The organism is Pseudomonas nitroreducens (assembly GCF_024170165.1).
Lineage (GTDB): Bacteria > Pseudomonadota > Gammaproteobacteria > Pseudomonadales > Pseudomonadaceae > Pseudomonas > Pseudomonas nitroreducens_C.
This window is the reverse complement of record NZ_JALJXP010000003.1, coordinates 451,745-471,701: the sequence shown is the minus strand read 5'-3', so window position 1 is coordinate 471,701 and position 19,957 is coordinate 451,745. Positions and strand designations below refer to the sequence as shown.

At 65.4% G+C, this 19,957-nt stretch carries 19 protein-coding genes; 11 read left to right on the top strand and 8 right to left on the bottom strand.

The window, feature by feature from the left end:
- Nucleotides 1-60 precede the first annotated feature (60 nt).
- The 4 genes from algK to algD all read right to left on the bottom strand — a co-directional run bounded on the left by algK (nt 61) and on the right by algD (nt 5,574).
- Nucleotides 61-1,458, bottom strand: a complete 1,398-nt coding sequence (gene algK, locus J2T47_RS09295) for an alginate biosynthesis TPR repeat lipoprotein AlgK (RefSeq protein ID WP_253445071.1) — start codon at nt 1,456-1,458, stop codon at nt 61-63.
- A 13-nt stretch (nt 1,459-1,471) separates the two neighbouring features.
- A complete protein-coding gene (locus J2T47_RS09290) occupies nt 1,472-2,644 on the bottom strand; it encodes an alginate biosynthesis protein Alg44 (RefSeq protein ID WP_253445065.1) in 1,173 nt (390 codons plus the stop codon).
- A gap of 33 nt (nt 2,645-2,677) precedes the next feature.
- On the bottom strand, nt 2,678-4,159 hold the full coding sequence (gene alg8 / locus J2T47_RS09285) for a mannuronan synthase (RefSeq protein WP_253445061.1): 1,482 nt from the start codon (nt 4,157-4,159) through the stop codon (nt 2,678-2,680).
- Between the two features lie 104 nt (nt 4,160-4,263).
- Nucleotides 4,264-5,574, bottom strand: coding sequence for a GDP-mannose 6-dehydrogenase (gene algD, locus J2T47_RS09280; RefSeq protein ID WP_081516164.1), 1,311 nt, complete (start codon nt 5,572-5,574; stop codon nt 4,264-4,266).
- Between algD and J2T47_RS09275 the strand changes: the two genes are divergently transcribed.
- Nucleotides 5,561-5,839: a hypothetical protein gene (locus tag J2T47_RS09275; RefSeq protein ID WP_253445058.1), complete on the top strand. Its 279-nt coding sequence runs from the start codon at nt 5,561-5,563 to the stop codon at nt 5,837-5,839. The genes algD and J2T47_RS09275 overlap by 14 nt on opposite strands.
- Before the next feature lie 920 nt (nt 5,840-6,759).
- Here J2T47_RS09275 and yaaA read toward each other — a convergent pair.
- Nucleotides 6,760-7,539 carry a peroxide stress protein YaaA gene (gene yaaA, locus J2T47_RS09270; protein ID WP_253445054.1) on the bottom strand — a complete coding sequence of 260 codons (780 nt, stop codon included), beginning with the start codon at nt 7,537-7,539 and terminating at the stop codon, nt 6,760-6,762.
- Between the two features lie 494 nt (nt 7,540-8,033).
- Here yaaA and J2T47_RS09265 point away from each other — a divergent pair, with 494 nt between their 5' ends.
- The 9 genes from J2T47_RS09265 to ubiT all read left to right on the top strand — a co-directional run bounded on the left by J2T47_RS09265 (nt 8,034) and on the right by ubiT (nt 15,169).
- Nucleotides 8,034-9,425 carry a PhoH family protein gene (locus tag J2T47_RS09265; RefSeq protein WP_253445051.1) on the top strand — a complete coding sequence of 464 codons (1,392 nt, stop codon included), beginning with the start codon at nt 8,034-8,036 and terminating at the stop codon, nt 9,423-9,425.
- Between the two features lie 155 nt (nt 9,426-9,580).
- Nucleotides 9,581-10,072 (top strand): cyclic pyranopterin monophosphate synthase MoaC, encoded by a 492-nt coding sequence (moaC, locus tag J2T47_RS09260; RefSeq protein WP_253445048.1) that lies wholly within the window; start codon nt 9,581-9,583, stop codon nt 10,070-10,072.
- Complete coding sequence (locus tag J2T47_RS09255) at nt 10,069-10,317, top strand: MoaD/ThiS family protein (protein WP_138216131.1); 249 nt, start codon at nt 10,069-10,071, stop codon at nt 10,315-10,317. Before moaC ends, J2T47_RS09255 begins: the two co-directional genes overlap by 4 nt.
- 4 nt (nt 10,318-10,321) lie before the next feature.
- Nucleotides 10,322-10,774, top strand: a complete 453-nt coding sequence (moaE, locus tag J2T47_RS09250; RefSeq protein WP_253445045.1) for a molybdopterin synthase catalytic subunit MoaE — start codon at nt 10,322-10,324, stop codon at nt 10,772-10,774.
- Between the two features lie 189 nt (nt 10,775-10,963).
- Entirely contained in the window at nt 10,964-11,518 is a 555-nt protein-coding gene (moaB, locus tag J2T47_RS09245) for a molybdenum cofactor biosynthesis protein B (RefSeq protein ID WP_253445041.1), read from the top strand.
- Complete coding sequence (locus J2T47_RS09240; RefSeq protein WP_253445038.1) at nt 11,515-12,750, top strand: molybdopterin molybdotransferase MoeA; 1,236 nt, start codon at nt 11,515-11,517, stop codon at nt 12,748-12,750. The genes moaB and J2T47_RS09240 overlap by 4 nt, the downstream gene beginning before the upstream one ends.
- Before the next feature lie 55 nt (nt 12,751-12,805).
- Nucleotides 12,806-13,801, top strand: coding sequence for a ubiquinone anaerobic biosynthesis protein UbiU (gene ubiU, locus J2T47_RS09235; protein ID WP_253445035.1), 996 nt, complete (start codon nt 12,806-12,808; stop codon nt 13,799-13,801).
- Between the two features lie 10 nt (nt 13,802-13,811).
- Nucleotides 13,812-14,702: a U32 family peptidase gene (locus J2T47_RS09230; protein ID WP_253445032.1), complete on the top strand. Its 891-nt coding sequence runs from the start codon at nt 13,812-13,814 to the stop codon at nt 14,700-14,702.
- Nucleotides 14,696-15,169 (top strand): ubiquinone anaerobic biosynthesis accessory factor UbiT, encoded by a 474-nt coding sequence (ubiT, locus tag J2T47_RS09225; protein ID WP_437180962.1) that lies wholly within the window; start codon nt 14,696-14,698, stop codon nt 15,167-15,169. Before J2T47_RS09230 ends, ubiT begins: the two co-directional genes overlap by 7 nt.
- 123 nt (nt 15,170-15,292) lie before the next feature.
- On the opposite strand, the gene J2T47_RS09220 is transcribed toward ubiT, so the two are convergent.
- The 3 genes from J2T47_RS09220 to J2T47_RS09210 form a co-directional block, all read right to left on the bottom strand.
- Nucleotides 15,293-15,661, bottom strand: coding sequence for a putative zinc-binding protein (locus J2T47_RS09220; RefSeq protein WP_253445029.1), 369 nt, complete (start codon nt 15,659-15,661; stop codon nt 15,293-15,295).
- A 298-nt stretch (nt 15,662-15,959) separates the two neighbouring features.
- The gene (gene narL / locus J2T47_RS09215) at nt 15,960-16,613 is read right to left on the bottom strand and encodes a two-component system response regulator NarL (RefSeq protein WP_045210700.1); all 654 of its coding nucleotides are present in this window, start codon (nt 16,611-16,613) and stop codon (nt 15,960-15,962) included.
- A complete protein-coding gene (locus tag J2T47_RS09210; RefSeq protein ID WP_253445026.1) occupies nt 16,610-18,472 on the bottom strand; it encodes a histidine kinase in 1,863 nt (620 codons plus the stop codon). Before J2T47_RS09210 ends, narL begins: the two co-directional genes overlap by 4 nt.
- Nucleotides 18,473-18,644: 172 nt before the next feature.
- On the opposite strand from J2T47_RS09210, the gene J2T47_RS09205 reads away from it, so the two are divergent.
- The gene (locus J2T47_RS09205; RefSeq protein WP_253445023.1) at nt 18,645-19,946 is read left to right on the top strand and encodes a nitrate/nitrite transporter; all 1,302 of its coding nucleotides are present in this window, start codon (nt 18,645-18,647) and stop codon (nt 19,944-19,946) included.
- The last annotated feature ends 11 nt before the right edge of the window (nt 19,947-19,957 follow it).

Below are 19,957 nucleotides of genomic sequence, written 5' to 3'. Positions count from 1 at the left end.
CACGCGGCTGAACTCCATCGACGAGAGCAAACAGCGGGGTGGTCATCGGGTCGGTGCGCTTCATAGGTTTTCTTGTTCCTGGTTGTTCTGCAGAAGGCTGACGGTGGCTTGCCAGTTGGCGCCGCGAGCCTGTTCTTCACGCTTGAGCAACTGCTGGGCCGCACTGCGGTCGGCCGGCTGGATCTGCGGTTCGATCTGCGCCATCAGGTCGCTGGCGGTGGGCACCTGCTGGCGCTGGGCGAGTTCGCCGAAGACGTAGGCGTTGACCAGGTTCGGGCGGATGCCGCGACCCTGCGAATAGAGCTGGGCGAGGGCCATGTCGGCACTGGCCTGGCCGGCGCGGGCAGCGATGATCAGGTGGTCCACGGCCTTCTGCGGGTAGACCTGGCCGAGGAAGCCGCGGCGGTAGATCTGGCCCAGGTAGTAGTGCGCCTGGGGCTCGGTGGCGGCGGCCTTGAGCAGGTGCTGCTCGGCCTTCTGCGGCTCCTGCGGGGCCCACTTGCCGTCGTAGTAGAGGCGCCCGAGCAGCAGCTCGGCGCGGGGCTGGGCGGCGTCCTGGGCTTTCTTCAGGTAGTCGAGCATCTGGTCCAGGTCGCCCAGGTCCGGGTTGTCGTACTGCAGCTTGGCGAGGCTGACCCAGGCGGCCGGGTAGGTCGGCGCGATCTCGTTGAGCAGCGCCTGGGCGGCCTGCGGATCGGCGGTGCCGATGTTCGGATCGGCCAGGACGCCGGCCACCGATTCGACGCGCTCGGACGGCACGCGGCCGGCCTTCCAGCCTGCCTTGAGCGCTTCGAGGTGAGCCTTCTGCTTATCCGCGTTGCCCTGCTTCTGGTACACGGTGGCCAGTTCCATCCAGCACACGTCCATGCGGTTCAGCCAGCGCTGGCAGACCTGCTCGACTTCGCTGAGGTGCTGGTCGTAGGTGCCCTGGGTGCGGTACAGGATGATCTGCGCCAGGTCCGCCTGCGGCAGGCCCTGGGCGCGCCACTGGTCGATGCGCTGCTGCGGGTTCACGTTCGGCCAGGCCTGCGGGTACTGCAGGTAGAGGACGATCAGCGGAACCAGCGCACTGTCCTCGCCTTCGTCGAAGGCGCGGGTCAGCAGTTGCTCGGCTTCGCGGTGCTCGGCGTCGGTGCCGCCGGGCTTGGCCGCCAGCCATTTGCCCAGGCGGGCGCGGGCACGCGGGGAGCTCTCGGCCGCTTCGCGGTAGAGCTTCTCGGCGCGGGCCTGTTCGTCGGGGTCGCCGGTGGCGGCCTGCATGTCGGCCAGTCCGACCTGTGCGTCGGCATAACCCATGGTGGCCAGGGCCTGGAAGTTGGCCTGGGCGGTGGCGATGTCGCCGCGCTCCAGGGCTTCCTGGGCCAGACGCTGGTCGGGCAGGCCGGCGCAACCGGCCGCGGCGGCGATGGCCAATGCCAGGGCCAGGTGCGGGGCGTGTCGCAAGACAGGTCGATTCATGCGGGCAGTCCTCTTAGCGGGCGGTGGCCAGGGCCATCGCCTTGTTCAGCAGGGTGCGGCCCGGCAGGCCGCCGATGCTGACTTCAGTCGGGCGGCCAGCCATCTGGCTGTCGAGCGGCTGGTCGGGGGTGATCTGCACACGGATTTCCGAGGACAGGTCACCGTCCACCGGCGCGGTGCGCAGGATGCGGCCGCCGCGCACTTCGCTGTCGCCGGCGACCTGGAAGTTCACGTGGGTGCCGGGGGAAAGCTCGGCGGCGTTGCGGTAGGGGAAGCGCGCTTCGACGGTGGCCAGGCTGTCGCGCGGGGTCAGGGTGAAGATCACGTCGCCCTTGTTGGCGAACTGGCCGTTGGCGACGCGCTGCTCGACCACGCGGCAGTCGCACGGGCTGGTCAGGGTGCCCTTCATCTGGTGGCCGAAGAGCTTCTCGATGTTGCTCGGGTTGAGCTGTTCTTCGGTCAGGTTGCCCTTGAGCAGGTCCAGCAGGTTGGCGGAGAAGGAGGCGATGGGCGCGCCCTTGGCGACTTCCGCGCCCGGCTCGACCAGGCTTTCCACGGTGCCTTCGCGGGGCATGGTGATCTGCTGGTTGGCCACGCTGACCACGCCCGAGTCGGCATGGGTGACGAAGTACAGGTTGTAGATCTGGTTGAGGATCACCGCGAAGGCGCCGACGCCGACCACGAAGATCGCGGTGCTCACGGTGACTGCGCGGAAGCGGCCGAAGAAGCCCATGCCGCCGGAGCCTGCACCGTGCTTGCGGGCCTTGGTGAAGTTCTCGCGCTGCAGGGTGTTGAGCATGTCGCCGACGCTGATCACTTCACCGGCCAGGTAGGAGGTGATCAGGTAGCGCAGGGCGGCGATCTCGCGCGGCTTCAGGTGCTGGAATTCGCAGCCGACACGGCTGGTTTCGCGATCGTACGAACGCACCTGGAATTCCACTTCGAGGGAGAAGCTGATGCTGTCGATCTGGAACAGCAGCTTGCCCTTGTGCAGGTCGCCGACCTGCACCTGGGTGTCGTTCGCCGAGGTGAAGGCGAAGCCGCCGGCGGACAGGTCCAGCAGGCGCGCATCGATGCCTTCGCGGTGGGATCCGATGTAGCGGATGCGGGCGGGCAGCTTGACCCGGGCGTGCTGGCGCTGGGCTTCGGATTCATGCACGACATTGACGTTGACGGCGGTATTCATGAGGTCGAGTCCTGTTCGTAGATAGAAGTCGGGTCAGACGATGGTCAGCAGTACGGCGACGAAAACGCTGGCCGCGGAAAAGGTCATGGCTCGCGAGGACCAGGTGTTGAACCAGCGCTGGAAGCTGGCCAGGCCGCGGTCGAGCTTGGTGTTCTGGCGGGTCCAGGACTGCTGGTCGAGGCGGAAGAACACGTAGATCTTCACCAGGGCACCGACGATCTGGTTGTAATAGAGGATCGCCGGGTAGGCCGGCCCGATGTGGTGGCCCGACAGCGACAGCAGCAGGGTCAGCACGAAGCGGGTGATGCCGATCCACAGCAGGTAGATGAGCAGGAAGGCGATGCTGTACTTGATGCTGGCGATGATCGCGGCGACCAGGCCGAGCAGGCAGGTCCACATCGACAGGCGCTGGTCGAACAGCACCACGCTGGTGAACCAGCCCAGGCGTTGCGGGCCCAGGGCGAGGGCGCGGGAGTTCTGCCGCAGGTTGTTGCCGTACCAGCGGAACATCAGCTTGCGGCTGGCCTTGATGAAGCTCTTCTCCGGCGGGTGCTCGACCGTGTTGATCGCCGCGTCCGGCACGTAGAAGGTGTCGTAGCCCAGGCGCATCAGGCTGTACCAGCTGGACTTGTCGTCGCCGGTGAGGAACTGGAAGCGGCCCAGGCGCCAGTGGTCCAGGTGATCGCTTTCGACGTCGGTGATGAAGTCCGGGTCGGTGACCACGGCGGCGCGGAACACCGACATGCGCCCGGTCATGGTCAGCACGCGCTTGGACAGGGCCATGGAGCACATGTTGATGTGGCGCTGGGCGAAGCGCAGCTTGTGCCACTCGCTCATCACGTAGCTGCCCTGCACTTCGCAGAATTCGTTGGTGGTCAGGCCGCCGACGTTGGGGAAGAGCTTGAACCAGGGCACTGTCTTGCGCACCACGCCGGGCTCCAGCACGGTGTCGCCATCGATCACCGCGACCACCGCATCTTCGTCCGGCAGGTGGCGGGAGATGGCGCGGAAGCCGTGGGCCAGGCCGTCACGCTTGCCGGTGCCGGGGATGCGCACGAAATCGAGCTTCACGTGGTCCGGCGGGTTGAGCTTCTGCCACTGCTGCTTGATCAGCACCTCGTCGGACATCTCGACGATGGAGCACACCACGGTGGTGGGGTAGCCGCAGGCAATGGCTTCTTCGATGACCGAGCGATAGACCATCGAGGTGGTCAGCGCGTCGATGCGGAAACTGGTGACCATCAGGAATACGTGGGACGGGTCGGCCGCCTCGCCGAGCTTGCGCATCCGTCGGCGGTAGTGCGGGTAGACCACATAGAGGAACAGCATGCCGCGCAGGAAGTGCAGGCCACCCATGGAGTAGCGCCAGATGCCGACCGCGCCGATCAGCAACAGGAAGTCCTTGGATTCGGCGTCGAATACGGTCGGCGGCACGAGCAGCGCCAGCAGCATCAGCAGGCCGAGGAAGACCAGCCAGCCGGTGGCTTCACCGATGATTCGTTTGTAGGTTCCCATGGTCGAAATCCGTCTGTCGCTTCTGGAGAAGTGGGTTGCCCCTGTAGGAGCGGGCCATGCCCGCGATCACGCGCATGGCGCGCTCCTACAGGAGCAGGCGGCGCTTACCAGCAGATGCCTTCGGCGCGCTCGTCAGTGACGCTGGGCATGAAGCCGATCAGGTCGACGACCTTCTTGCCCTCGGGGGCCTGCTTCACCACATCGACGAACAGCTCGTCACCGTTGCCCAGCACCAGGACGTCGGAGGACTTCACGACGGCGTCCAGGTCCGAGACCAGCAGCGAGGAGACGTGCGGGATCTTCGATTCGATGTACTCCTTGTTCGCGCCATGGACGCGGGCGTACTCGACGTTGCGGTCGAAGATCTGCAGCTCGTAGCCCTTGCCGATGAGCATCTCGGCCAGTTCCACCAGCGGGCTTTCGCGCAGGTCATCGGTGCCGGACTTGAACGACAGGCCGAGCAGGCCGACCTTGCGGCTGCCGTGCGCGGCGATGATGTCGAAGGCCTTCTGCACCTGGTGCTGGTTGCTGCGCATGATCGAGCCGAGCATCGGGTGTTCGATGTCCAGCTGGCTGGCGCGGTAGGTGAGGGCGCGCACGTCCTTGGGCAGGCAGGAGCCGCCGAAGGCGAAGCCGGGCTTCATGTAGTAGCGCGACAGGTTCAGCTTGCGGTCCTGGCAGATCACGTCCATCACTTCGCGGCCATCGACGCCGACGGCCTTGGCGATGTTGCCGATCTCGTTGGCGAAGGTGACCTTGGCGGCGTGCCAGACGTTGCAGGTGTACTTGATCATCTCGGCGACCTCGATGGTCTTGCGGATGATCGGCGCGTCCAGCTCGCGGTAGATCTCTTCCAGCAGGTCGCCGGTCTGGGCGTCCAGCTCGCCGATGACGGTCATGGGCGGGAAGTCGTAGTCCTTGATCGCGGTGGATTCGCGCAGGAACTCTGGATTAGTGCCCACGCCGAAGTCGGCGCCGGCTTTCTTGCCCGAGCAGTCTTCGATGATCGGGATCACTACGTTGTTCACGGTGCCCGGCAGCACGGTGCTGCGCACGACCACGGTGTGGCGCTCCTTCTTCTCGCGGATGGCGTAGCCGATCTCGCGGCAGACGGACTCGATGTAGCCCAGGTCGAGGTCGCCGTTCTTCTTGCTCGGGGTGCCGACGCAGATGAACGACACGTCGGTGTCCAGTACGGCCTTCTTGAAGTCGGTGGTGCCCGACAGGCGACCGGTGCGGATGCCCTGTTGCAGCAGAGGCTCCAGGCCCGGCTCGACGATGGGCGACTTCCCGTTGTTGATCAGATCGATCTTGGTGGTGGAGACATCCACCCCAACGACTTCATGGCCTCGTGCGGACAGGCAGCCGGCACATACTGCGCCAACATACCCAAGACCAAAGATGCTGATACGCATCGCATTCACCTCTTCAATGGTCGAACTGTTTAAAGTTGCCCGGCAGGGCGATTTATTCAGGATGAGTGAATCCCCGGAGTTCACTGTTGAAGTGTTCTCCGTACTTCCTTCCAGGCAGGCATGGGAATCGAGTGCTAAACTTTCGAGCACAGTATTGGAGCAAACTTTGAATGTTTGCCCTGTTATGTTTCAGACAGATTGCAACGTTGGTGCAATGGCTGTCTGGCGTGCTCCAGTCTGGTTAGATGATTGCCTCGTCATCTGAAAAGTTCAGTTATTTCATTGGGTTGCGCTTGTTGGTCGAATCGAAAAGAGCGGATCGAAATAACCTTGGAAGCGAAACTCCAATTTCCATCGGGCATTTCTGTTTCGCCAGCGATGGTCGTTGCGCAAATAGGATTTATCCGAAATGCGGTTAGTTCCTTCCGCCCATCCCGTCTCTGCAAGTATCTGAAATATCCAATTGATATCACCTGATGCTGAGTTAATGGCAAATTGCACGGCGCTTTGCTTAGTGCAAAGTGCATGGTCGGGGAAAGTTCCATTGAATTTTTCGTTAAAAACGACCGTGTATCGTCGTTAAGACATTCGTTCAGCTGCCGTTCAGCTTTCCATCTTGCAAAGTGCAATCGTGAAATGCATGTCATGGCCAAAGGCTGTTAATGGCGAATGGATTACAAGGCAGGGAGCGAATCAGGAGGATTTCCATCCATTCGGCCTGTCCGGCGGCTCGAAAAATTTTCTCACGATTAATCCTGAAGCAGACGAACGGTCATTTTGACCATTTCCGTCGTGTGGTCTTCAGGGGGTGTTTTGGGCAATAAACGTACAGATAGGCCCCCGTGACCAGCCGGTTCCATGGTCAATGGCTTACAGGCCACTTGGAATCAGCGGTGATTTCGGGGGCGAAACAGCGGCGAAGCGGTGCGGCTGATTGCCCCCTGTAGGAGCGGGCCGCGCCCGCGAACCGTCGGCAGGGCCGGCGGTTGCACCAGCTTCGGTCTTGCAGGGGCTTTCGTAGGAGCGAGCTTGCTCGCGAACCGCCCAGCGCCGGACGTCCCGGCAGGAGGAGTGGGGCCCTGGCCCATGCCCGTAACCGCACCCATGGGGCGTTCCCGCAGGTTCTGCGCGGAAACGAAAACGGGAACCCTCAGGGCTCCCGTTTGGTGCAGCAGAAAAGGCGCTTCAGTCTTCGGCGTGGTCGCGCAGGAATACCAGCTGGTCGGCCTTGGAGTGCTCGGCGCTGTAGGCGTAGCCCGCGTAGTTGAAGTCCTTCAGGCCCTCGGGGTGGGTCAGGCGCTCCTTGATCACGTAGCGCGCCATCATCCCGCGGGCCTTCTTGGCGTAGAAGCTGATGATCTTGTACTGGCCGTTCTTCAGGTCCTTGAACTCGGTGTCGATCACCCGCGCGTTCAGGGCCTTGCGCTTCACCGCGCCGAAGTATTCGTTGGAGGCCAGGTTCAGCAGCACCTCGTCGCCCTGCTCGGCCAGGGACTCGTTCAGCCAGGCGCTGATGCGCTCGCCCCAGAAGGCGTAGAGGTCCTTGCCACGAGCGTTGGCCAGCTTGGTGCCCATTTCCAGGCGGTATGGCTGCATCAGGTCCAGCGGGCGCAGCACGCCATAGAGGCCGGAGAGCATGCGCAGGTGGCGCTGGGCGAAATCGAAGTCGGCTTCGCTGAAGTCCTCGGCCTGCATGCCGGTGTAGACATCACCCTTGAAGGCCAGCAGGGCCTGCTTGGCGTTGGCGGGGGTGAAGTCCGGGTGCCAGCTGCCGAAGCGCGCGGCGTTGAGGCCGGCCAGCTTGTCCGACAGGTGCATCAGCTCGGCGATCTGCGCCGGCGCGAGTTCCCGCAGGATGCCGATCAGTTCCTGGGCGTCGTCCAGGTGCTCGGGCAGGGTGAAGCGCTGCGTCACCGGTGCGGTGTCGTAGTCCAGGGTCTTGGCGGGGGAAATCACCATCAGCATCGTGCGGTCTCCTACAAGCGAGCGGCGATTGTAAGGAGTCGCGGGCGTTGGCTCCACCTATGGGGACGATTAGCGTCGGGGGCGACATCTATATAGGCGGGCGGGAAAGCGCTGGTATTCGGCGCAAGTGCCGGGGTAGACGCGGTGTGCGAGGCTAAGGGACTGATCTTGCGAAAAAAGCGGAGGGCGTTACGAGGGGTAGGACTCCTAAAACTAGCGCTGTCCGGAGTCCCCGCCAAGGTATTTCGTCGTGCGACGAAAAAAACTTTCCTAGGAAGGAAAAAGACTTTTTATCGTCATGTTTTTTCCTGTATTTGTTGAGTCGTAGACCGCCGAACCCTGCAGACAGGTGGCGGCCCCGGCCCGGCCAGTCCCTTGTATGCAGTGCTCTCGAATCCTGCCGATCCCAGGCGTCCGAGAGCCGGTGGCTCACCGCACGGCGGAGCGCTGTAAAGGCATTCCGTCGTAACGCTCCTACAAGAGGTGACCTGCGTATGGATGACCACGGACGCTCCCGCCCCACCCAGCCCACCCTGTACGTCCTCGACACCAACGTCCTGATCCACGATCCCAACGCCTTGCTGAACTTCCAGGAGCACCACGTCGCGATCCCGATGACGGTGCTGGAGGAACTGGACAAGCTCAAGACCGGAAAACACACCGTGGCAGCGGAATGCCGCCAGGCCATCCGCCTGATCGATTCGGTACTGGGCGAGGCCTCGCCCGAGCAGGTAGAGGATGGCGTGCCCATCCAGCGCGGCAAGAGCGGGCCGTGCGGCAGCCTGTCGATCCTCATGAGCAAGCGCGCCGAGCCGATCACCTGGCTGCCCGAACACCTCAATGACAACAAGATCATCAACCAGCTGGTGGAGCTGAAGAGTCGCCATAGCAGCAAGCGCGTGGTGCTGGTCACCAAGGACATCAACATGCGCCTCAAGGCGCGTGCCTGCGGGGTGTTCGCCGAGGACTACCACACCGACCAGCTGGTCGATGACATCAACCTGCTGTCGCGTGGCTACCATTCGCTGGGCGGGTCCTTCTGGGACCGCGTCAGCAAGGTGGAGACCCGCCAGGACCGCGGTCGCACCTGGCACCGCGTGCAACTCACCGACAACCTGCCGGCAGTGCACATCAACGAGTTCATCGTCGATGAGCAGGGCTTCGTCGGCTGGATCAAGGGCATCGACCAGGATGAGCTGACCATCCTCGACCTGCACCAGGAGCCGCTGCTGCACCAGGAAGCCTGGGGCCTGCGCCCGCGCGACGTGTACCAGTCGCTGGCGCTGTACGCGCTGCTGGACCCGGACATCCACCTGGTCAACCTGTCCGGCGCCGCCGGCTCGGGCAAGACCATCCTCGCGCTGGCTGCCGCCATCGAGCAGACCATGGTCACCAAGCGCTACAAGCGCATCATCGCGACCCGCAGCGTGCAGGGCCTGGACGAGGACATCGGTTTCCTGCCCGGCACCGAGGCGGAGAAGATGGAGCCCTGGCTCGGCGCAATCACCGACAACCTCGAAGCGTTGCATTCGGACGATGAGTGCACCCACGGCAGCGTCGACTACATCCTCAGCAAGGTGCCGCTGCAGTTCAAATCGCTGAACTACATCCGCGGCCGCAGCTTCCAGCAGAGCCTGATCCTGATCGACGAGTGCCAGAACCTCACCCCGCACCAGATGAAGACCATCATCACCCGTGCGGGCAACGGTTCCAAAGTGGTCTGCCTGGGCAACCTGGCGCAGATCGATACCCCCTACCTGTCGGCCACCAGCTCCGGCCTGACCTACCTGACCGAACGCTTCAAGGACTTCCCCCACGGCGTGCACGTGACCCTGCAAGGGGTGCCGCGCTCGGTGCTGGCGGAGTTCGCCGAAGCCCACATGTAACGCCAACCCAGGCCCGCCACCCGGCGGGCCTTTTCTTTGCGCCCCGCCTACCTCTTCTTGTATACAATCCTCCCCCCAATGCGCCGTCCGCCGGTCCTCCGGCCGCGCGCACCGGGAGTACACTGTTCCCCTGATCCACCGGAGAGTTTCCAGCCGTGCTGACCCATCTCGATTCCCAGGGCCGCGCCAACATGGTCGATGTCACCGAAAAAGCGGTGACGTCCCGTGAGGCCGTGGCCGAAGCCCGGGTGCGCATGCTCCCGTCCACCCTGCAGTTGATCCAGGACGGCGGCCACCCCAAGGGTGACGTGTTCGCCGTGGCGCGCATCGCCGGCATCCAGGCGGCGAAGCGGACCCACGAGCTGATCCCGCTGTGCCACCCGTTGCTGCTCACCAGCGTGAAGGTCGAACTGGCCGCCGAGGGCGAGGACACCGTGCACATCGTCGCCCGCTGCAAGCTGGCCGGGCAGACCGGTGTGGAGATGGAAGCGCTGACCGCCGCCAGCGTCGCCGCGCTGACCATCTACGACATGTGCAAGGCCGTCGACCGTGGCATGACCATCGACAGCGTGCGCGTGCTGGAGAAGCTCGGCGGCAAGAGCGGTCATTACGTTGCCGCAGCAAGCGTTGCCGGAGACAAGCCATGATCCGCGTGCAGTACTTCGCCCGCTACCGTGAAGCCCTCGGCCTGGATGGCGAGCAACTGAACTGGAGCCAGTCCCTGGCCAGCCTCGACGATCTGCGGCGCCTGCTGCTGGAGCGCGGCGGCGTCTGGGACGTACTCGGCGAGCAGAACCTGATGTGCGCACGCAACCAGGAGCTGTGCTCCCTGGATGAGCCCCTCGCCGACGGCGACGAGGTGGCCTTCTTCCCCACCGTCACCGGAGGCTGAGCCCATGGCGATCCGCGTCCAGCCGGCAGCGTTCGATCCGGGCGCCGAACTCAACGCGATGCACGCCGCCAACGTCGGCGTCGGCGCGGTGGTCGGCTTCGTCGGCTACGTGCGGGATTTCAACGACGGCCGCGAAGTGGGCGGCATGTTCCTCGAGCACTACGCCGGCATGACCGAGAAGGCGCTGGCGAAGATCGAGGTCGAGGCCAATGAGCGCTGGCCGTTGCTGCGCCTGGAAATCCTCCACCGCATTGGCCGCCTGGAACCGGGCGAGCCCATCGTCTTCGTCGGTGCTGCCAGCGCCCACCGGCAGGCGGCGTTCGACGCCTGCAACTTCGTCATGGACTACCTGAAGACCCGCGCGCCTTTCTGGAAGAAGGAAGACACGAGCGACGGCCCGCGCTGGGTCGAAGGGCGCTGCAGCGACCAGGCGGCTGCCGAGCGCTGGAAAAGCTGAACCGTCTGACTGCGGAGTTCCCCTGCCGGAGCGGGCCACGCCCGCGATCGCGCGCATGGCGCGGCTCCTGCAGGTTGACTCCGATGCCCCGCTCGCGCCGGGGCAGTACCTCCTAGGAGGAATGGGCGGTAGAGGGGAACGGGCGCAGGCTGGCGCCAGCCCTTTTTGCTCCGCATCGGAGAGCCCCTCATGAGCCATCTCAGCACCCCGGATTTCCAGCCGCTGGAGATCGCGGTTCTCACCGTCAGCGATACCCGCAGCCTGCACAACGACACCTCCGGCCAGGCCCTGGTGACCTCGCTGCAACGCGCCGGCCACGCGCTCGCCGAACGCCGTCTGGTGATCGACGACATCTACCAGATCCGCGCCGTGGTCTCGGCCTGGATCGCCGACCCCAAGGTCCAGGTCGGCCTGATCACCGGCGGCACCGGTTTCACCGCCCGCGATAACACCCCGCAAGCCGTCGCGCCGTTGCTCGAGCGCACCGTGGATGGTTTCGGCGAACTGTTCCGGCAGATTTCCCGCGAGGAAATCGGCACCTCCACCATCCAGTCCCGCGCCATCGCCGGCATCACCAACGGCACGCTGATCTGCTGCCTGCCCGGCTCCACCGGCGCCTGCCTGACCGCCTGGGAAAAGATCCTCCTGCTGCAACTCGACAGCCGCACCAAGCCGTGCAATTTCGTCCCCCATCTCAAGCGCCTGCCCGAGCGCCCGGTGCTGGCCTGCGGGACACGCTCATGAGCGCCTGCGGCTGTTCCGGTACCGGCCTGCGCCCGGTGGACGAGGCCATTGCCGCGCTGATGGAGTTCGCTCCCCTGGCACCGCCGACCGAACGTATCGACCTGGAAAGCGCCTTGGGCCGCATCCTCGCCGAGGACATCCACTCACCCATCGACCTGCCGTTGTGGGACAACAGCGCGATGGACGGCTATGCCCTGCGCTGCGCCGACATGGGCCCGTCCGGAGCGCGGTTGAAAATCGCCGGCTATATCGCCGCCGGCGACGCCGCCCAGGTCGAACTGCAGCCCGGCCAGGCCATGCGCATCTTCACCGGCGCGCCGTTGCCGCCGGGAGCGGACAGCGTGATCGCCCAGGAAGACTGCGAGGTCGACGGCGACTGGCTGCAGGTGCCCGTGGTGGCCCATGGCAGCCATGTGCGTCGGCGCGGTGAAGAGCTGTGCGAAGGCGATGCCTTGCTCAGTGCCGGGAAGAAACTGCGCGCCCAGGACCTCGGCCTGCTCGCCAGCGTCGGTCTGGACGCTGTCAGCGTGCACCGCCCGCTGCGCGTCTGCCTGCTGAGCAGCGGCGACGAGCTGCGCGAGCCCGGTGAGCCGCTCGCGCCGGGGCAGATCTACAACGCCAACCGCTTCAGCGTCGGCGCACTGCTGCGCGGCTGGGGCGTCGAAGTCCACGACTACGGCGTGCTTGCCGACACCCTGGCGGCCAGCCGCGATGCGCTGAGTCTCGCTGCGTCCGAATGGGACGTGCTGATCACCAGCGGCGGGGTGTCGGTGGGCGACCGCGATTACCTCAAGCAGGCGATCCGTGAACTGGGCGAGCTGCACCTGTGGAAGCTGAAGATGCAGCCGGGCAAGCCGCTGGCGTTCGGCAGCATCGCCGGCAAGCCGTGGATCGGCCTGCCGGGCAACCCGGCCGCGGCGCTGGTCACCGCCCTGGTGGTGGCGCGCCCGTTCCTCTGGCGTGCCCAGGGGCGCAGCGCCACCGATACCTTGCCGGTGACGCTGCCGGCAGGCTTCGACTGGCCCACGGCCAACTCGCGCCGCCAGTACCTGCGCGCGCGTCTGGAACTGGACAGCACCGGCGTGGCGCGCATCTGCCTGCATCCGCAGCAGGGCTCGGCCATGCTGCGCGCAGCGAGCTGGGCCGATGGCCTGGCGGTGGTGGAGGCCGGGCGCATCCTGCACGCCGGCGAACCGCTGCCCTTCCTGTCTTTCAGCGAACTCGGCGCCTGACGCCGTTCCCGGCTGCCGGCGGGGGCCGGCGGCCTCTGCACTGCCCGGGGGAAGCATGCAACTGGTCTGTCCGGCGGGAAGTCTGCCCGCCCTGAAATCGGCCCTGCGCGAGGGCGCCGACGCGATCTACGTCGGCTTTCGCGACGATACCAACGCCCGCCACTTCGCCGGCCTCAACCTCGATGACCGCCAGCTGCGCCAGGGCGTGGAGCTGATCCACAGCGCCGGCAAGCAGATGTACGTGGCGGTCAATACCTACCCCGGTGCGGCCGGCTGGACCCGCTGGCAACGCGCGGTGGACCACGCCGCCGACCTCGGCGTGGATGCGTTGATCGCCGCCGACTGCGCAGTGCTCGGCTACGCCGCCAGGCGCCACCCGAACCTCGCGCTGCACCTCTCGGTGCAAGGCTCGGCCACCAACGTCGCGGCGCTGGCCTTCTACCACGAGCGCTATGGCATCCGCCGCGCGGTGCTGCCGCGCGTACTGTCGCTGGCGCAGGTGCGCCAGGTGGCGGCGAACAGCCCGGTACCCATCGAAGTCTTCGCCTTCGGCAGTCTGTGCATCATGGCCGAAGGGCGCTGCCATTTGTCCTCCTATGTCACCGGCGAGTCGCCCAACCTCTGCGGCGTCTGCTCGCCGGCCAGGGCGGTGCGCTGGAGCGAAGAGCCCGAGGGGCTGACCTCGCGCCTCAACGACGTGCTGATCGACCGCTACGCGCCGGACGAGCCGGCGGGCTACCCGACCCTGTGCAAGGGCCGCTTCGTGGTCAACGGCGAGCGCTTCCATGCCCTGGAGGAACCCACCAGCCTGAATACCATCGACCTGATCCCGCAGCTGGCGGAAATCGGCGTCGCGGCAGTGAAGATCGAGGGCCGGCAACGCAGCCCGGCCTATGTCGAGCAGGTCACCCGCGTCTGGCGCCAGGCGCTGGATGCGTGGCAGCGCGCGCCGGAGAACTACCGCGCGCTGACGCAGTGGCAGGACGCCCTGGACAAGCTTTCCGAAGGCCACCAGACGACCCTGGGCGCCTACCATCGCTCCTGGCAGTGAGGACCTCGTGATGAAACTCAGCCTCGGGCCGGTGCTGTTCTACTGGGACCGCCGGACACTCCTGGATTTTTATGCGCAGATGGCCGAACAGCCGCTGGACGCGATCTACATCGGCGAAACCGTTTGTTCCAAACGCCGCGCCATGTCGCTCGACAATTGGCTGGGCCTGGGGCGCGAGCTGCAACAGCAGAGCGGGGCGGAAATCCTCATCTCGGGGCTGGCGCTGATCGAAGCGGCTTCCGAGCTTTCCGCGCTGCGCCGGCTGTGCGCCAATGGCGAGTTGCGCGTCGAGGCCAGCGACATGGGCGCGGTGCAGATTCTCTCCGGCCTGGGCGTCGAGTTCGTCGGCGGCCCGGCGCTCAACGTCTACAACGGCCACACGCTGGCCGAGTTGCACGCCGCCGGCTTGCGTCGCTGGGTGCCGCCGGTGGAATGCTCCGGCGAGCAGATCCATGCGGTGATTGAGCAGGCGCGCGAGCTGGGCATCAGCGATGTGGAGACCGAGGTGTTCGCCTACGGTCATCTGCCGCTGGCGTACTCGGCGCGCTGCTTCACCGCGCGCGCGGAGAACCGGCCCAAGGACGACTGCCAGTTCTGCTGCATGAACTATCCGGAGGGCATGTCGATGCTCAGCCAGGAAGGCATGCCGCTGTTCACCCTCAATGGCATCCAGACCATGTCCGGCGAGTCCAGCAACCTGCTGGCGGACTACGCCTCGCTGCGCGACAGCGGCGCCGACCTGCTGCGCCTGAGCCCCCGCGCCGAAGGCATGCTGGAAGTGGTGCAGGCCTTCGACCGCGTGCGCAAGGGCGCGACGCCGCCCTTGGCGGTGGAGGGTTGCAACGGATACTGGCATGGCCGACCGGGCATGCTGCGCAGCGATGAGGTGAACCTGTGCTGACACTGGAAACGGGTGCCCTGCGCGCCGCCGACCGCCTCCTGCCGCTGGCTGCGCGCATGCCTGCCGGATTGCAGCGCGCGGTGCTGCAGCGTGCCGCCAATCGCCTGTTCGCCGAGCCGCTGGCGGACGGCGCTTTCGATGTCCTCGACGGCCATTGGCTACGCCTGGAAGTGAGCGATCTCGGTCTGGCCTGGAGCTTCACCCACGACCGTAGCGGCCTGCGCTTCGCCGATGCCTGCACGCCCAGCGTGACCATCCGCGGCAGCTGGCGCGACTTCCTGCTGCTGGCGGGGCGACAGGAAGACCCGGACACGCTGTTCTTCCGTCGTCGCCTGGTGATCGAGGGTGATACCGAACTGGGGTTGGCGGTGAAGAACCTGATCGACAGCCTTGATCCGGACAGCCTGCCGACCTGGCTGTGGAACGCCATGCGCCGTGCCAGCCGGGTGGTGCAGGAGAACGCCTGAGTCGCTCACCCTCTGCGATATCCATGCTGCTTTGGTGCGCCAATCGATGGGTATCGCTTCGCTCCACGCCATCCTACGCTGGAGCCGTCCTTCGGCATTGAGCCGGGTCCGGGCGACCAAGGCTCAGGCCGGGACGCGGACGAGGAACTGCAGTTCCTCGTAGAGCATCTCGAAGTCCTGCACCGGTGCGTCCTCGCCGTAGCGTTTCTTCAGGCCGTATTCGGTCAGGGTGATTTCGTGCTCGGCCTTCACCCCGTGGCGCGCCAGGCAGTTCTGCACGCAATGCAGGTGGCAGCCGTCCACCGCGATGATCGGCCGGCCGGAGCAGGCCTTCTTCACCAGCGCCGGTACGTCGCCGCCGACTCCCGCAATGCAGGACATCTCCGCCAGGCCGTCACGGTCCAGGCGCAGGGCGAGGTCGTTGGCCAGCTGGGCGAGGTTGGAACAGCCGGAGCAGGAATAGACGAGGGGCAGGTGCGGCGAGGGTGGCATGGGGACCTCCGGGGTGAGTGCCGCAGTGTCCTGCCGCCGGGTACTGGTGCGACATGATCTGAATCAATTTGGCCGGTGAACTACTACCAGTTGGGTAGGGCGAATAAGGCGGAACGCTCTATTCGCCGTCGCAGGTTACCGGCGGATAACGCCTGGGGCGTTATGCGCCCTACGTGTGGGATCAGCTTTTCGTAGGAGCGAGCTTGCTCGCGAACGGCCTCGCTGCGGAGTCGGTTCGCGAGCAAGGACTGGGCGTCCCCCTCGCTCCTACAGGCAGGGTCACGCTCGACGCGGATGGCTAGACCAGATGGTTCTCCACCGCCCAAACCGCCGCCTCCACGCGCGAGCGCATGCCGAGCTTGTGCAGCACGCGTTTCACATGGACCTTCACCGTGCCTTCGGTGATGTCGAGCTTGCGCGCGATCATCTTGTTGCTGTAGCCGTGGGCGAGCTGGCGGAGGATCTGCCGTTCGCGGTCGGTGAGTTCCTCGATGCCCTTGGGCCGGTCGTCGCCACGCAGGGCCTGGGCCAGTACCTGGGTCAGCTGCGGGCTGATGGTGAGCTGGCCGGTGGCGGCCTGGCGAATGTGCTCCAGCAGGCGCTCGGGCTCCATGTCCTTGAGCAGGTAGCCGTCGGCGCCGGCGCGCAGCACGTTGATCACGTCATTGCGATCGTCGGAGACAGTGAACACCACGATGCGCGCATCCTCGCCGTTCTCGCGCATGGCGCGCAGGGTGTCGAGGCCGGTCATGCCCTTCATGTTGAGGTCGAGCAGGATCATGTCCGGCTCCAGCTCCGCGGCCATGCGCAGCGCTTCCTCGCCGCTGCCGGCTTCGCCCACCACTTCCAGGTCGTCCTCGAACTCCAGCAGCTGGACCACACCCTTGCGCATCATCGGGTGGTCGTCGACGAGCAGGATGCGCGCGCGGTCATCGGTGGGGGTGGCCGTCATGGGTGGGTCTCCGGGTACTGCGACAGGGGTTTGTGGGTGAAGCGCACGCTGACGCGGGTGCCTTTGGGCTCGCGCGGGGCGATGGCGAAGGTGGCTTCGAGGGTCTGGCTGCGCTCCCGCATGATGCTAAGCCCATAGTGCCCATTGCGGCTCTGCGCTGGGTCAAAGCCGACACCATCATCATCCACGGTAATGCACACCTGGTCCTCGGCATCCTCGAAGAGGCTCACCTTCGCCTGTTTCGCCTGGGCATGGCGCACCACGTTGGACAGCGCTTCGCGGACGATCTGCAGGATGTGGATTTCCTCGTTGGGGTTGAGCGGGATGTGCGCCAGGCGGTTGTCCAGTTCGACGGTCAGCCCGCCGCGTTCGCCGAACTCTTCCACGGTCTTCACCAGTGCCGCTTCCAGGCTGGATTGCTCCAGGCTCAGGCGGAAGGTGGTGAGCAGTTCGCGCAGTTGGCGGTAGGCGCTGTTGAGGCCTTCGCGCAGCTCGTCGAGGGTCTCGTCGATCTTCTCCGCCGGTACGTCGCGCTTGAGCAGGGTGGCCAGGCGGCTGACCTGGATCTTCAGGTAGGACAGCGACTGCGCCAGCGAGTCATGCAGTTCGCGGGCGATGGTGCTGCGCTCGGCGAACAGCGCCAGACGGTTCTCCTGCTCCTGTTGCAGGGACAGGGCGAAGGTGCGTGCGATGTTGTCGCAGAAGCCCTCGACGAACTGCTGCTGCCAGTCTTCCAGGTGGCCGTCGGGGGTCTCGATGAACAGCTCGCCGAAGCGGTGCTCGCCGATGGACAGCGGCTGCATCAGCAGCGGGTTGATGCCGCGGATCGGGTTGTTGCAGTTGTCGGCCTGGGCGCGGCACTCGCCGCAGTTGCCCTGCAGGCAGAAGCTGCCGGTGATGCCGTCGGTGGTCAGCGAGGAATAGGCGCGCTCGACGCCGTCCTTGTTCAGGCACAGGGTCACCTTGCCGGCCTGCAGCACGCGCTCCAGCTGGTTCAGCAGCGGCTGCAGCGAGCGTTCGTCGTAGGGGTCCTGGCCGAGGCGGCGGGCGCTGTCGTAGAGCAGCTCCAGGCGCTGGTGGCTGTTGGACAGGTCGCGGGTCTTGTCTTCCACCCGGGCTTCCAGTTCGCGGTAGCTGGCCTGCAGTTCCCCGGCCATCTGGTTGAAGCGCTCGCCGAGCTGGCTTAACTCGTCTTCGCCGCTGCTGCTGACCCGCGCGTCGAGGTCGCCTTCGCCCAGGCGGCGGGCGGTGCTGGTCAGCTCGCGCAGCGGGCCGACCACGTGGTAGCTCAGGTCGTAGAGGCTGATGAAGACTACCAGCAGGCTGAGGAACAGGCACAGGCCCTGCACCGTGCTGAGCATCTGCGAGCGTTGTTCGGCATTGCGCTGCAGGGTGCCGACGAAGCCGTCGATGTGCCCGACGAAGGTGTCCAGGGTAGCCAGGGCCGGTGCTTCGGAGAGGTCCAGTTTGCGCAGTTGCTCGCGCAGCTTGTCGTGCTGCAGGCGGATCGGCGCATCGGCATCGGAGCGGCGCAGCAGGCGGGTGATCTCGTCGTTGTCCAGGCGTGCGGCGAGGGTCGCTTGCAGGGCCTGGCGGTTGATCGGCGAAGGGTCCAGCGCCAGGCGGTAGGTCAGCATGCGCAGCGAGCCGGCCTGGTTGATCACCGCCGCGTCCTGGTGCGAATAGTCGGCGAACAGCAGGGCGCTGAACATCCCGGCCAGGGCCAGGGAGACCAGCAGGGTGAGGTAGCAGCCGAAGCGCACGACGATGGATTTGCGCAGCGAAGTGCGCCCGGCGGGGGGGCTACCCACAAAGAGTCGGTCACTGCCGGAAGGCTCTGGTCGAGGTGCCGTTTTCATTAAAAATGCCTTTAAAAACAGTAGCTTATGAGTTCATTCCGGAGGTACCCACTAAGGGGTAGCGGCGCGCATCTGCTCATGAAATGCCCGTCGGCACATTGATGGCGATCAAGAGTGGCTCACTAAACCTTACCTAACGTGCGGGAAACGGCTGTCAGAAGAGAGCTTAGCCATGTTATCCCACCGTCAGAAACAGTACTCCGTGCTCGGCATGAGCACACTGGCGTTCGCCGTGAACTTCGCGGTCTGGACGATGTTTTCGATCATCGGTATCCGCATCAAGGAAGAGCTGGGCCTGTCCGAGGCGCAGTTCGGTCTGATGGTCGCGCTGCCGATTCTCACCGGCTCGCTGGTGCGCCTGCCACTGGGGCTGATCACCGACCGCTTCGGCGGGCGCATCGTGTTCTTCATCCACATGCTGCTGGTGGCCATCCCGATCTACGGCCTGGCCTTCGCCACCCTCTACTGGCACTACCTGGTGCTGGGCCTGTTCGTCGGGCTGGCCGGCGGTTCGTTTGCCGTGGGCATCGCCTACACCTCCTCGTGGTTCGAGAAGGAGCGCCAGGGCACCGCCATGGGTATCTTCGGCGCCGGCAACGCGGGCGCGGCGATCACCAACCTGGTGGCGCCGATGATCGTGGTCGCCTTCGGCTGGCGCATGGTTCCGCAGATCTACTCGGTGGCCATGCTGGTGACCGCGCTGCTGTTCTGGTTCTGCACCTGGACCGACCCGGCCCACATCAAGGGCGGCGAAGCGGACCCGAGCCGCCCGCGTCCGACCCTGGCCAAGCAACTGGCACCGTTGGGTGAGCTGCGTGTCTGGCGTTTCGGCCTCTACTACTTCTTTGTCTTCGGCGGCTTCGTCGCCCTGGCCCTGTGGCTGCCCAAGTACTACATCGCCGAGTACGGCCTGGACCTGCGCACCGCGTCCTTCATCACCATGCTGTTCACCCTGCCGTCGGGCCTGATCCGCGCGCTGGGCGGCTGGTTCAGCGACCACTACGGCGCCCGTGCGGTGAACTGGGGCGTGTTCTGGATCTGCCTGGTCTGCCTGTTCTTCCTCTCCTATCCGCCGACCACCATGACCATCCACGGCATCCAGGGCGACGTCAGCCTCGGCATCGGCCTGAACGTCTGGCTGTTCACCTTCCTGGTGTTCGTCGTGGGCATCGCCCAGGGCTTCGGCAAGGCCAGCGTGTACCGGATCATCCACGACTACTACCCGCAGAACATGGGCACCGTCGGCGGCATGGTCGGGGTCATCGGCGGCCTCGGCGGCTTCTGCCTGCCGATCCTGTTCGGCTACGCCGCCGACCGCATCGGCGTGCGCTCCTCCTGCTTCATGTTGCTGTTCGGCCTGACCGTGGTCTGCATGGTCTGGATGCACTACGCGATCAAACAGCAGCAACGTCTCGACGGCCAGGCCCGGTTGGCCGACGTCGATGCCAATCCCATTCCATCTAGCCAATCTTGAGGTAGTGCCGT

Coding starts and splice junctions, on each gene's coding strand:
- algK (WP_253445071.1), bottom strand. CDS start 1,458: ATGAATCGACCTGTCTTGCGACACGCCCCGCACCTGGCCCTGGCATTG.
- J2T47_RS09290 (WP_253445065.1), bottom strand. CDS start 2,644: ATGAATACCGCCGTCAACGTCAATGTCGTGCATGAATCCGAAGCCCAG.
- alg8 (WP_253445061.1), bottom strand. CDS start 4,159: ATGGGAACCTACAAACGAATCATCGGTGAAGCCACCGGCTGGCTGGTC.
- J2T47_RS09275 (WP_253445058.1), top strand. CDS start 5,561: ATGCTGATACGCATCGCATTCACCTCTTCAATGGTCGAACTGTTTAAA.
- algD (WP_081516164.1), bottom strand. CDS start 5,574: ATGCGTATCAGCATCTTTGGTCTTGGGTATGTTGGCGCAGTATGTGCC.
- yaaA (WP_253445054.1), bottom strand. CDS start 7,539: ATGCTGATGGTGATTTCCCCCGCCAAGACCCTGGACTACGACACCGCA.
- J2T47_RS09265 (WP_253445051.1), top strand. CDS start 8,034: ATGGATGACCACGGACGCTCCCGCCCCACCCAGCCCACCCTGTACGTC.
- J2T47_RS09255 (WP_138216131.1), top strand. CDS start 10,069: ATGATCCGCGTGCAGTACTTCGCCCGCTACCGTGAAGCCCTCGGCCTG.
- moaE (WP_253445045.1), top strand. CDS start 10,322: ATGGCGATCCGCGTCCAGCCGGCAGCGTTCGATCCGGGCGCCGAACTC.
- moaB (WP_253445041.1), top strand. CDS start 10,964: ATGAGCCATCTCAGCACCCCGGATTTCCAGCCGCTGGAGATCGCGGTT.
- J2T47_RS09240 (WP_253445038.1), top strand. CDS start 11,515: ATGAGCGCCTGCGGCTGTTCCGGTACCGGCCTGCGCCCGGTGGACGAG.
- ubiU (WP_253445035.1), top strand. CDS start 12,806: ATGCAACTGGTCTGTCCGGCGGGAAGTCTGCCCGCCCTGAAATCGGCC.
- J2T47_RS09230 (WP_253445032.1), top strand. CDS start 13,812: ATGAAACTCAGCCTCGGGCCGGTGCTGTTCTACTGGGACCGCCGGACA.
- J2T47_RS09220 (WP_253445029.1), bottom strand. CDS start 15,661: ATGCCACCCTCGCCGCACCTGCCCCTCGTCTATTCCTGCTCCGGCTGT.
- narL (WP_045210700.1), bottom strand. CDS start 16,613: ATGACGGCCACCCCCACCGATGACCGCGCGCGCATCCTGCTCGTCGAC.
- J2T47_RS09210 (WP_253445026.1), bottom strand. CDS start 18,472: ATGAAAACGGCACCTCGACCAGAGCCTTCCGGCAGTGACCGACTCTTT.
- J2T47_RS09205 (WP_253445023.1), top strand. CDS start 18,645: ATGTTATCCCACCGTCAGAAACAGTACTCCGTGCTCGGCATGAGCACA.